The sequence below is a fragment of the Micromonospora sp. BL4 genome (assembly GCF_003667505.1).
Taxonomy (GTDB): Bacteria; Actinomycetota; Actinomycetes; order Mycobacteriales; family Micromonosporaceae; genus Micromonospora.
The window spans coordinates 1-11764 of sequence record NZ_RCVJ01000181.1 but is presented as its reverse complement, the minus strand read 5'-3'; the positions used below and the strand labels follow the sequence as shown (position 1 = coordinate 11764).

Sequence of the window (11764 nt, the reverse complement as noted above, 5' to 3'; positions counted from 1 at the left end):
GCGTTTCCGGAAACAACCGGCGCGGTTCCAACGCCGCTCGAGACAAGATCATAAATAGCCGACCGGGAAAGGGGCCGGACAGCGTTGCGCGCCGGCACACAGGTGTCGGCGCGCATTTTTGCGATGGTGCGATTCAGTTTTCCGACCCCGAAGATCAGGTCAGCGCCGGCTCGGCCAGACGAAGCAGGTCGTCCGCTTCCGCCGCAGCCGCCGCGAGCCGATCGTTGTCGGCGCGCAGACGCGTGATCTCGAACTCCAGTGCCTGAACCCTGGCACGCAGTCGGGTGACCTCGTCGAGCAGACGCCGGTCGGGCGCTGCACCTACGTGGCCGTAGAGGGCCTTCGCCATGCTGACTCCTTGATATGCGCTGCCGGAAAGGCCGGCCAACGCGCGCCCATTCATACGCGACTGTCATTCCAGCTGTATCTGGGCATGACCGGGCGCGACTGGCGACACCTATATATTGAGCCGCAAACCCCTCCTTCGTCAAGTTCTCGCAGGCCGTAGATCATCTCTACGTCGACCTGTCCACTTGTCGGGGGGCTGCCTCAAGGCACGGACACTCTCTGTCCGGACGCCTTTACTGTACGCCGGAATTCCGGGAAGTCCGCACCCTGGCGTCCGACTTCCCCTTAACTCTTCCTTAGCCACGTTGCCGCAGGTCGTGGGCGAGTCGTAGCGTCACCCCGGCCCGCAACCGATCCCGTGGAGGCAGTGCGTGTACGGCTGGACCGACCCGATGGACCCGAACGGCGCCCCCCGGCGCGCCGAGCGGCCGACCGACGAGCCGGACTGGCTGAGGGATCGACCGGAACCTCGCTCGGCCTACCTGTTCGGTGACGGCGACCCCGACCAGCCCGGAGACGAGTGGCAGCGGACGCAGCCCGCCGCCGGTTGGCAGCAGGAACCGGCGGCCCCCGCCGGGGACCACGCCGCCGGCTGGCCGGCGTACGAGCCCGCGTACCAGCAGGACGACGAGCCGACCGGCGGCTGGCGCGGCGACGCCCCCGGTGCGGAGACCACCGACGACTGGCAGACCGGTCCGAACGGCGTCGGCCGGCAGGGCGAGGGGCGGCACCGCTCGCCGCGGCGCTGGCGTCGGCCGCTGATGATCGGGGGCGCCGCCGCGGCGGCCACGCTCGTGGTGAGCCTCGGCATCGGCGCGCTCGCGATGCCCGGCGGCGACGGCACGGCCAGCGAGCCGACCGCCGTCGACGACACCCTCGCCGCCGCGCCGGCGGTGCCGACCGAGGAGCCGGCGGTCGACAGCCTGGTCGCTCCCTCCCCGACCGCCGCGCCCACCTCGGCGCGACCGAGCCCGACGCCGAGCAAGGTCGTCAAGCCCACCCCGGCGTCGTCGCGCACCACCGCCGCCTCGCGGCGCAGCACCCCGCGTACCAGCGCGCCGAGCGCCACCAACGGCACGGGCTCCGGCGGCAGCGGCAGCGGCGGCGGCACCGTCAGCGCCCAGGCCCGCGAGGTGGTGGACCTGGTCAACGCCGAACGGGCCAAGGCCGGCTGCAAGGCGCTGAGCATCGACGACAAGCTGATGACCGCCGCCCAGCGGCACAGCCAGGATCAGGCCGACCACCAGAACATGTCGCACACCGGCAGCGACGGCAGCAACGCCGGCGCCCGGCTGGACCGCGTGGGCTACGCCTGGCGCACCTACGGCGAGAACGTGGCGTGGAACCAGAAGAACCCGGCCGCCGTGATGGACGCCTGGATGAACAGCTCGGGCCACCGGGCGAACATCCTGAACTGCGCGTTCACCGAGATCGGCGTCGGTATCGCCAACAGCAACGGGCCGTACTGGACGCAGGTCTTCGCGGCACCGCGCTGACCGCGCGTCGTCCCCGCCCCCGCGCTCGTTGACCCGGTGAGGTACGCCGGGCCGGAGCGTGGGGGCGTCGGCGTACCGGTGAGGGCGGCGCCGGGCCGCCCGGGACCCGGGAGCTGCCGATGCGGATCCGGCCGCGGCGACGCGCCGTCGTACGCCCGCTGCGCCGAATCGTGTCGGTCTGCGTCGCGCTCGTCGTGGTGGTGCCGGCGTACGGCTGTCGGCCCGAGATCACCCCGCCCGGCGCGCCCACCCGGTGGCCGGCCGAACAGGCCCGGCACTGGCAGTGGCAGTGGCAACTGCACGGGCCGCTCGACCCGGCGGTGGACGCCGACGTCTTCCTGCTCGATCCGGCGGCCACCACCGCCGCGCAGACCGCCGAGCTGCGCTCGCGGAACCGCCGGCTGATCTGCCAGGTGTACGTCGGCTCGGTCCGCTCGGGCGACCCGGACGCCAGCCGGCTCCCGGCCGCCGTGCAGGGCTCGACCGGCCGGCAACCCGGCAGCCGGTGGCTGGACGTCCGGCGGTGGGACGACCTCGAACCGGTGCTGGCCGACCGGTTCCGGCTCTGCCGCGGCAAGGGCTTCGGCGCGGTGGCGCTGGCCGACGCCGACGGGTACGCGCAACGCACCGGCTTCCCACTCGACTTCGACAGCCAACTGCTGTTCAACCGCCGGCTGGCCCGGCTGGCCCGGTCGCTGGACCTCTCCCCCGGGCTGATCAACGATGTGCCGCAGCTCGCCGCGCTGGCCCCGGACTTCGACTTCGCGGTCAACGAGGAGTGCGTCCGGCTGGACCAGTGCGCCAAGCTGCTGCCCTTCGCCGACGCCGACAAGCCGGTCTTCCACGTCGAGTACACCGGCTCGACCGACGACTTCTGCGTCACCACGGTCGGCTACGGCTTCGCGTCCATCCGCAAGGAGCGGACGCTGGACGCCTGGCGGGAAGCCTGCCCGCTGCCCTGACCATCGCGCGCGGGGCCTCGACCGGCGGCGTGGTGGCGGCGCACCGCCGGGCCGGGTCGCGGTCGCGACCCGGCCGGGCGGAGGGAACGGTCAGGACACCGACACCAGCTCCGGGGCGGAGGCCGGCGGGTCGCTCGCTGCGGGCGCCTCGCGCGGGCGCAGGAAGCGTGGCGCCCACCAGTTGGCGTCGCCGAGCATGGTCATCAGCGCCGGCAGCACCACGCCCCGGATGATCGTGGCGTCCAGCAGGATCGCCGCCGCCAGGCCGATGCCGAGCTGCTTCATGTCGATCGTGCTCAACGTGGCGAAGATCGAGAACACCCCGACCATCACGATCGCCGCGCTGGTCACCACGCCGGCCGACGACGTGATCCCGTACGCCACCGCGTCCCGGTTGGGCAGGCCGGCCCGGATCCCCTCGCGGATCCGGCTGACCACGAAGACGTGGTAGTCCATGGAGAGGCCGAAGAGCACCACGAAGAGGAACAGCGGCAGCCAGGACACGATCGCGCCCATCGAGGTGAAGCCGAGCGGTCCCGCCGCCCAGTCGCCCTGGAAGACCAGCACCAGCAGCCCGTACGCGGCGCCGGCGGAGAGCAGGTTCAGTGCGATCGCGCTGGCCGCCACCACCACCGACCGGAAGGTGAGCACCATGACCAGGAAGGTGAGCACCAGGACGAAGCCCATCACCAGCGGCAGCTTGTCCCGGACGTGCTGCGCGTAGTCCTCGCTGTCGGCCACGCTGCCGCCGACCGCGTACTCGACGCCGGGGATGCCCCGCAGCTCGGCCGGGACCAGATCCGCACGCAGTTTCTCCAGCGAGCGCACCGACCGGTCGTCCCGGCTGGCGTACGGGGTGGCGACGTCCAGCACCGACACCCGCCGGTCGGCCGACACCTCGATCTTCGGGCCGTCGGCCTCGGTGGGGGCGAACAGCGGATCGCCGGCGGCCCGGGTGGCCAGGTCGGTGAGCGCCGCGCGGACCCGGTCGGCCTGCTCGGCCGGCGCCCGGACGGCCACCACGTGGTTGGTGCCGGTGCTCGGGAAGGCGGCGGTGAGGCGGTCGTACGCCTGCATCGCCGGGGTGCTGCGCGGCAGGTCCTCCATGCCGGGGAACTTCAGCTTCATGCCGAGCGCCGGCGCGGCCAGCGCGAGCAGCAGCCCGACCGAGATGACCAGGGTCGGCACCGGGGCGCGCAGCGCGGGCCGGAGCACCGCCGGCCAGAGTCGGGGCGCGCGGGGCTCGCCGTGCCGGCCGGCGCGCGGCGCGGTCAGTCTCCAGAGCAGCGGCACCCGGGGCCGGTCGACCCAACGGCCGAGCTTGGCCAGCAGTGCGGGCAGCACGGTCAGCGAGCCGATCACCGCGACCGCGACCACCAGGATCGAGCCGATGGCCAGCGACGAGAAGACCACGTCGCCGGCGAGCAGCAGGCCGGCCATCGAGATGATCACTGCGAAGCCGGAGACCACCACGGCGTGTCCGGAGGTCTCCGCCGCGATCTCCACCGCGTCCAGGCCGGAGCGGCCCTTGGCGCGTTCCTCCCGTTCCCGGCGGACGTAGAAGAGTGAGTAGTCGACGCCGACCGCCATGCCGATCAGCAGGATCACCGGGGCCGTGGTGTCGGTGGCCGGCACGAGGTGCGAGGCGAGAGTGGACAGACCCATCGCCGCGGCGACCGAGGAGAGGGCCAGCAGCACCGGCACACTGGCCGCGATCAGCGCGCCGAACGCGACGATCAGGATCGCCAGCGTGACCGGCAGGCTGAGCAGCTCGGCGCGCTTGAAGTCCTTGCCCAGGGTGTCGTCGAGGGCCTGCCCGATGGACGGGCCGCCGACCTGCTCGACACGCAGCTGCGGGTGCGCCTCCTGGACGGTGGCGGTGGCGTCCCGCAGTGGCTGCACCCGGTCGGACGCGGTACCCGGATCGCCGGACATGGTGATCGGCAGCAGCAGCGCCGAGCCGTCCCGGGAGGTGACCGGCGGACCGATCTCGGCGACACCGGTGACCGTACGGAGCCGGGCCGCCGCGTCGTCCGCCGCCGCCTTCGCCGCCGCCGGGTCGAGCGCGCCGCCCCGCGAGGTGATCAGTACGTTCTCCACGGCCGCGTCGTCGAACGCGCCGGCATCCACGATCAGGCTGGCGCGCCCCGCCTCGCCGATCGCCTGGTCGCCGCTGGTGGCCTCGTTGAGGCCGGCGGCGTTGCCACCGAGGAAGCACACCGCCACGAACACGGCCCACAGCGCTATCGCCCGCCACGGGCGCTCGGCGCTCCACCGCGCCATCCGCACGTCACCGGTCTTGTCCCCATCTCGGGTCCCCCTGTCACGTCAGCCCCCTGTCAACGGTGCTGACGCTAGGAGCGTGACGAGGCGGTCACATCGGGGATCGACCCCGGCCCTCCCCGGAACCGGTCCACAGAGGTCGACGGGGCCCCAGGGGTGGCGCGGCGGGCATCGGCCCGCGATTCGGACAGCGGCGCGGGGTCCAGCCCGGAGAGGTCGACCGCGACCCGCCGGCACCGACCCCGAACCACCTCCGGGTCATCCCCGAAGGGAACCCCGGGGCCGGGGCTGACAGCGTGGGCAGCTGTACGACGAGCGGTTCATGAACGCCTCCCGCCGGACCGGCGCGCCGCACCGCCGGCACGGCTCACCCTCGCGGCCGTAGACGTTCAGCGCCCGGTCGAAGTACCCGCTCTCGCCGTTGACGTTGACGTAGAGGGCGTCGAAGCTGGTGCCACCCACCTTGATCGCCTCGGCGAGCACGTCACGGACGTGGCCGAGCAGGCGCTGTGCCGCCGGGCCGGTCAGCGCGTCGGTCGGGCGGGCGCCGTGCAACCCGGCGCGCCAGAGCGCCTCGTCGGCGTAGATGTTGCCCACACCGGAGATCAGGGTCTGATCGAGCAGGGCCCGTTTCACCTCGGTGCGTCGGCGGCGCAGCGCGGCGACGAACGCCGTGTCGGAGAACTCCGGGTCCATCGGATCGCGGGCGATGTGCGCGATCTCGGCGGGCAGGTCGGCGCCGCCCTCGCTGACCGAGAGCCCGCCGAAGGTGCGCTGGTCGACGAAGCGCAGCTCCGGGCCGTCGTCGGCGAACCGGAAACGCACCCGCAGGTGGGTCTCGTCGGGCGTACCGGGCGGCTGGAGCAGCAGCTGGCCGGACATGCCGAGGTGCCCGATCACCGCGTCGCCGCTGTCCAGTGGCAGCCACAGGTACTTGCCGCGGCGGCGGACGTCCAGCACGGTCCGCCCGGCGAGCACGTCGGCGAAGTGCGCGCCCCCGGGGACGTGCCGACGGACCGCGCGGGGGTGGTGAACCTCCACCGAGGCGATCCGGCGGCCGATGACCCACTGGGCCAGCCCCTGCCGGACGGTCTCCACCTCGGGCAGCTCAGGCATGTCGGAGCCCCGGCCCGTGGTCACCGGCGGCGGCGCCGGTCGTGTCGGCCATGGTCGGGTCGGTCGCGGCCCCGCTGCCACTGCCGCCGGTCGCGGCCCCGCTGCCACTGCCGCCGGTCGCGGCCCTGGTGTCACTGCCGCCGCCGGCCCCGGGCCGGGTGCCGTTGCCGCCGTTGGCGGTCGGACGAGCGCCGTTGGTCTGTGCCTGCTCCCCCGCGACGTCGGCCGGCATGGCCTGCGCGAGGTGGTCGGCCTGCTCGGCCTGGGCCGCCCTCTCGGCCCGTTCCATCGGCCCGGTGGGCTCATCCCGGTCGGCCGAGTCGTCCGCCCCAGCCTGGCCGTCCTGCCCGTCCTGGTCGGCGAGCGTGCGCCAGGCCGCCTCGGCGGCACGCTGCTCGGCCTCCTTCTTGCTGCGCCCCTCGGCGCCGCCGTACCGGTTGCCGGCCACGACCACCCAGGCGGTGAACGTCTTGAGGTGGTCCGGGCCGGTGCCCTCGATCCGGTATTCCGGCACGCCGAGCCCGAGCGCCGCGGTCAGCTCCTGGAGGCTCGTCTTCCAGTCCAGGGCCGCGCCCCGGCCGGCCGACTCCGCCATCAGCGGGTCGAAGAGCCGATGGATGACGATCCCGGCGGTGTCCAGCCCGTACTGGAGGTAGATCGCGCCGAGCAGCGCCTCCAGGGTGTCGGCCAGGATGCTCGCCTTGTCCCGGCCGCCGGTGGTCTCCTCACCCTTGCCGAGCAGCAGGTACGCGCCGAGGCCGTCCGGGCCCAGGCCACGGGCCACGTCGGCGAGGGCGCGCATGTTGACCACGCTGGCCCGCAGCTTCGCCAACTGCCCCTCGGGCAGGTCCGGGTGGTTGTGGAAGAGCGCCGTGGTGATCACCACGCCGAGCACCGAGTCGCCGAGGAACTCCAGCCGCTCGTTGGTGGGCAGGCCGCCGTTCTCGTACGCGTACGAGCGGTGGGTCAGCGCGCGTTGCAGCAGGTCAGGCTCCAGGCTCACGCCGAACGCGGCTTCCAGGTGACCGACGGACGCCCGCCGCCGCTTGTCGTTGCTCATGATGTGCGTACCTCGGTGTCGGTGGAGCGGTCGGTGCGGTGCGTCGCGGCGTCGCCGTCGAGCAACGCGGAGACCAGGTCGGTGGCACGCCGTCGCCACAGGTGGGCGGCGAGGGCGATGCCGGAGGCGACGTCGGTCGCGCGTGCGGAACCGTGGCAGACGACCACCGTCCCGGCCACGCCGAGCAGGGCGGCGGCGCGGGGAGCGCCACCACCGGCGGGCGGGCCGCCGGCCATCGCGTACGCGCCCTCGATCGCCTTGAGCAGCACGTTACCGGTGAAGCCGTCGGTGACCACCACATCGGCGCGCGCGCCGAGGGCCACGTCGTACCCCTCGACCAGCCCGACGTAGCGCGCCCCCGGGGGCAGCGGCTCGACGGCGAGCAGCGGATCGGTGGCCCGACGGACCCGGTCGCCCTTACCTGCCTCGGTGCCGACCGAGAGCAGGCCGACCCGGGGCTCGGCGATCGAATGCGCCACCGCGGCGAACGCGACGCCGAGCACGGCGTGCCGGGCGAGGGTGGCCGGGCGGGGCTCCAGCGAGCCGCCGACGTCGAGCAGCACGACCGGCCCGGCGACCCCGGGCAGGGTGGCGACGAGGGCGGGTTGGCGGATCTCGGGCCAGCGGCCGAGGCCCAGCACGGCAGCGGTGACGGTGGCGCCGGTGGCGCCGGCGGACACCAGCGCGTCGGCGGTCCCGTCGCGGACGGCGGTGACCGCGGCCCGTACGGTGCTCTCCGCGCGGGCGGCACTGGGATGGTCGGCCATGCCGACGGCGTCGCGGACCGGCCGCACCGTGATCCGGGCGCGTTGACCCGGATCGAGGGCAGCGATCAGCTCGTCGGCGACCTCGGCCGGGCCGACGAGAAGGAGATGCAGGTCAGGGTCGGTGCGCACGGCCCGCAGAGCGCCGTCAACCACGACGGCGGGAGCGTCGTCCCCGCCGAGGAGGTCAACGGCGATCCGCGCGGTGCCCGGCTCCACCGGAACGCCGACCGAATCGGGCCGGCCGGCGTCGGAGGGAGCCGGGGCACCGGGCGAATGCCAGGGTGCGCGCGCCGCCCGACCCGGGGTCGGGGGCGTCACTCGGCGTCCAGGTCAGACCTCGATGACCTGGCGGCCGTTGTAGGTGCCGCAGACGGAGCAGGCGGCGTGCGGCAGCTTCGGGGACTTGCACTGCGGGCACGCGACGGTCGCGACCACGGTCGCCTTCCAGTTCGCCCGGCGGGACCGGGTGTTGCTGCGCGACATCTTGCGCTTCGGGACGGCCACGGTTCTTACTCCTCTGTACGGGTCAGTTGCGACAGGCCCACCCAACGCGGGTCGATCTGCTGGTGACTGTGGTCGGCCGGCAGATCGTCCCAGTGCGTCCCGCATTCGGGGCACAGTCCTGGGCAGTCCTCCCGGCAGAGCGGGTTGGTCGGCAGCGTGAGCACCAACGCGTCCCGCAGCGCCGGCTCCAGGTCGATCAGATCGCCCTGCATCCGGCCCACCTCGTCCTCTTCGGTCGTGGCGTCCGTGGTGCTGTTCTCGTACGCGTACAGCTCCTGGATCGTCACGGCCATCGAGTCGTTGATCTCGCGCAGGCAGCGCCCGCACTCGCCCCGGACGGGACCGGTGATGGTCCCGGAGACGAGCACGCCCTCGGACACCGACTCCAGCCTCAGGTCGAGGTCGAGGTCCGCGCCCTCCGGAACGCCGATCAACTCCACACCGAGGTCCGCCGGTGCCGGCACGACCCGCTGGACCGTACGCAACGCGCCAGGCCGGCGCGGCAGGTCCCTCGTGTCGAGGACCAGCGGCGACCTGGGGTCGAGTGTCGATGGCGAGTGTTTGGGCATAGTCAGACTCCGGCCGGTGTGAGGCCGACAAAAAAGGTTACCTGGGCGACCGCCGGACCGTCGAACCGGGGGCGACGCCCGCCTCAGAATGTCGGCTGGTGAGGTGCCGCTCAGAAGGGTAGCGGGCGTTCCGCCTCATCCCCACCGAAGGTGCCGATCTCGCGCAGCGCGTGCATCTTGTCGCGGCCGCGTTCTATCGAGGCGAGCGCCCTGGTGAGGAACTGTTCGAAGTTGGCCAGCGCGGTGTCGACGTAGTCGTCGACCTCCTCGCGCAGGCGCTGCGCCTCGGCCCGGGCCTCGGCGATGATCCGGGCCCCCTCGTGCTCGGCCGAGACGGTGATCTCGTTCACCGAGACGAGGCGGGCGTGTTCCGCCTCACCCTCGCTGATGATCCGGTCGGCCTCGCGCTTGCCGGCTTCCATGATCTTGTCGCGCTCGTCGAGCAGCGCGGACGCGCGACGCAGGTCGGCGGGGAGGTCGGCGCGCATCTCGTCGAGGGCCGCGATCATCTCGCCCCGGTCGACCATGCAGTTGTTGCGCGACATCGGGACGGAGCGAGCCTGCTCCACCATGGCGATCAGTTCGTCGATGCGATCGAGCGGGTCCACCGGTACCTCACTCCTGTCGTTCGTCGGCCGACCTCCATGATGCGGGCTACGGCCGGTTCCCCGCTCCACCAATCATGTCGTGCCCGCCCCACACCCGCCCGATCCACCCCGACCCGGCGCGTCGCGACATCGTTACACGGCGCGACCACGTCGGAAAGGGGGGCGGGATGATCTCGCCTCTACCGCCCGACAACGGTCACCGCGGTCACGATTCCGCGGCCGCGACCCGGTCGGGAGCGTCAGGCGCGGGGGCCGAGGCGGGACTGGAGGGCCTCGCGGACCGGGTCGGGGACGTGGGCGGAGATGTCGCCGCCCCACTTGGCCACGTCCTTGACGAGGCTGGAGGAGAGGAACGAGTAGAGCGGGTTGGTCGGCATGAACAACGTCTCGACGCCAGCCAGCCCGATGTTCATCTGGGCCATCTGCAACTCGTAGTCGAAGTCACTGACCGCCCGCAGGCCCTTGATCAGCACGCTCGCCTGCTGGGCCCGGCAGAAGTCGACCAGCAGCCCCCGGAACGACTCGACCCGCACGTTGCCGTACGAGGCGGTGACCTCGCGGAGCATGTCGATCCGCTCCTCGACGGTGAAGAGGCCACTCTTCGACTGGTTGATCAGCACGCCGACGATCACCTCGTCGAAGAGCCGACTGGCCCGACCGATGATGTCGAGGTGTCCGTTGGTGACCGGGTCGAAGGAGCCGGGACACACCGCACGTCTCATGATCGGCGACCGTACCAAAGCGTGGTCTCGCCGTAGCGGCGGCTGCGCTCGGCCGTGATCCCGTCCACCCACTCGACCGGTCCGGTGCGGCTGGACCGCTCCACCACCACCAGGGCGTCGCCCACCAGCCAGCCACCGTCGACCAGCGCGGTCAGCAGCGCGGTGATCTCCGCGTCGGGCACCGCGTACGGCGGGTCGGCGAAGACCACGTCGTACGGTCCACCGTCCGGGCCGGCGGCCAGCACGGTCGCGACCTTGCCGGTCACCAGGCGGACGGCGGATCCGGCCCGCAGGGCCGCCACGTTCTCCCGGATCACCCGGGCCGCCCGAGGGTCGGACTCGACCAGCAGCACGTGCCGTGCGCCCCGGGAGAGCGCCTCCAGCCCGACCGCGCCGGAGCCGGCGTACAGGTCGGCGAAGCGGGCGCCGTCGAGATCGGCCTCGGCCTGGAGGGCACTGAACAGCGCCTCCCGGACCCGGTCGGAGGTGGGTCGGGTGCCGGCGCCGGGTGGCGCGGCGATCCGCCGACCACCGAGCGTCCCGGCCACGATCCGGGTCACCGTCTCCTCCTGCTCATGACACCGACGCTACGCGAGCGGACGAAGGCCGCGACCGACACCGCCGGTATCACCTCAGCGACCACATGATCACTTTTCGTGTATCGATGATCTCATATTCATAACATCAGTCTTAGCTAATCCTGAGCGCTGTATCACCCGCGACGATCTCGCTAGGGTCTGCCGGGTGCCGGCGGGAATCCGCCGGCCCACGGCACAGGAACACACCCCTACATCCGGACGTGCGGTGACCGTCCACTGTCGTTCCCGTGCCACGCCCCTAACGCTTCAGCACTCCAGGAGTACCAGTGATCCGTCCGAAGTCTCCGTTCCGGCGTACCGCGGCCGTCGCCGCCGGCGCGCTGATCGGCATCGGCGCCATGACGACGTTCGCCGCGCCGGCCAGCGCCCACCACCCCGAGCCGTCCGGCACCTACTGCCTGGCCGCCGACGGCAAGGCCACGGTCACGTGGAAGGTCGGCAACAGCGAGAACATCGATGCCGAGATCACCTCGGTCACGTCGACCATCGGCGACGAGTTCACCGAGGGCGACCTGAAGGTCGGCGCCACCCTCCCGGCGAAGGGTGGGGACCTCCTCAGCGGAACCCAGACCCACACCTTCACCGAGAAGAACCCGAAGATCGAGCTGACCGTCGAGGCGCGCTGGGAGCGTCCGGACCGGATCGTGACCGAGCACCGGACGGTGGAAGCCACCGAGGCCGGCACCTGCGCCGAGGAGCCCACCCCGACGCCGAGCAGCCCGACTCCGAC

The 11764-nt window shown here is 72.6% G+C and carries 11 protein-coding genes and 2 pseudogenes; 3 read left to right on the top strand and 10 right to left on the bottom strand.

All coding sequences use genetic code 11. From position 1 onward, the window contains the following. Positions 1-154: 154 nt before the first annotated feature. Entirely contained in the window at positions 155-349 is a 195-nt protein-coding gene (locus EAD89_RS24330; protein WP_007456482.1) for a hypothetical protein, read from the bottom strand. 391 nt (positions 350-740) lie between these two features. On the opposite strand from EAD89_RS24330, the gene EAD89_RS24325 reads away from it, so the two are divergent. Both EAD89_RS24325 and EAD89_RS24320 read left to right on the top strand, forming a co-directional pair. Beyond that, positions 741-1844: a CAP domain-containing protein gene (locus EAD89_RS24325; RefSeq protein WP_121677373.1), complete on the top strand. Its 1104-nt coding sequence runs from the start codon at positions 741-743 to the stop codon at positions 1842-1844. Between the two features lie 119 nt (positions 1845-1963). Then, positions 1964-2806 (top strand): endo alpha-1,4 polygalactosaminidase, encoded by an 843-nt coding sequence (locus EAD89_RS24320; RefSeq protein ID WP_121677332.1) that lies wholly within the window; start codon positions 1964-1966, stop codon positions 2804-2806. A gap of 90 nt (positions 2807-2896) precedes the next feature. Here EAD89_RS24320 and EAD89_RS24315 read toward each other — a convergent pair whose 3' ends face one another. The 9 genes and pseudogenes from EAD89_RS24315 to rsmD all read right to left on the bottom strand — a co-directional run bounded on the left by EAD89_RS24315 (position 2897) and on the right by rsmD (position 10995). Continuing rightward, complete coding sequence (locus EAD89_RS24315) at positions 2897-5089, bottom strand: MMPL family transporter (RefSeq protein WP_121677331.1); 2193 nt, start codon at positions 5087-5089, stop codon at positions 2897-2899. A gap of 258 nt (positions 5090-5347) precedes the next feature. After that, complete coding sequence (mutM, locus tag EAD89_RS24310) at positions 5348-6205, bottom strand: bifunctional DNA-formamidopyrimidine glycosylase/DNA-(apurinic or apyrimidinic site) lyase (protein WP_121652990.1); 858 nt, start codon at positions 6203-6205, stop codon at positions 5348-5350. Between the two features lie 352 nt (positions 6206-6557). Then, positions 6558-7265: pseudogene (gene rnc, locus EAD89_RS24305) on the bottom strand (ribonuclease III); the annotation flags it as partial. Then, positions 7262-8248: a phosphate acyltransferase PlsX gene (locus tag EAD89_RS24300; protein WP_121677330.1), complete on the bottom strand. Its 987-nt coding sequence runs from the start codon at positions 8246-8248 to the stop codon at positions 7262-7264. The pseudogene rnc and the gene EAD89_RS24300, both read right to left, overlap by 4 nt. A 114-nt stretch (positions 8249-8362) precedes the next feature. Further along, positions 8363-8536: a 50S ribosomal protein L32 gene (gene rpmF, locus EAD89_RS24295; protein ID WP_074317731.1), complete on the bottom strand. Its 174-nt coding sequence runs from the start codon at positions 8534-8536 to the stop codon at positions 8363-8365. A 5-nt stretch (positions 8537-8541) separates the two neighbouring features. Beyond that, complete coding sequence (locus tag EAD89_RS24290; protein WP_089017299.1) at positions 8542-9105, bottom strand: DUF177 domain-containing protein; 564 nt, start codon at positions 9103-9105, stop codon at positions 8542-8544. Positions 9106-9215: 110 nt separating this feature from the next. Further along, a complete protein-coding gene (locus EAD89_RS24285) occupies positions 9216-9713 on the bottom strand; it encodes a hypothetical protein (RefSeq protein WP_109816180.1) in 498 nt (165 codons plus the stop codon). 239 nt (positions 9714-9952) lie between these two features. Beyond that, positions 9953-10435 (bottom strand): pantetheine-phosphate adenylyltransferase, encoded by a 483-nt coding sequence (gene coaD / locus EAD89_RS24280; protein ID WP_121677329.1) that lies wholly within the window; start codon positions 10433-10435, stop codon positions 9953-9955. After that, positions 10432-10995, bottom strand: coding sequence for a 16S rRNA (guanine(966)-N(2))-methyltransferase RsmD (gene rsmD / locus EAD89_RS24275; protein WP_121677328.1), 564 nt, complete (start codon positions 10993-10995; stop codon positions 10432-10434). The genes coaD and rsmD overlap by 4 nt, the downstream gene beginning before the upstream one ends. Before the next feature lie 305 nt (positions 10996-11300). Here rsmD and EAD89_RS24270 point away from each other — a divergent pair. Next, positions 11301-11764, top strand: a pseudogene (locus tag EAD89_RS24270) (cell wall anchor protein); the annotation flags it as partial.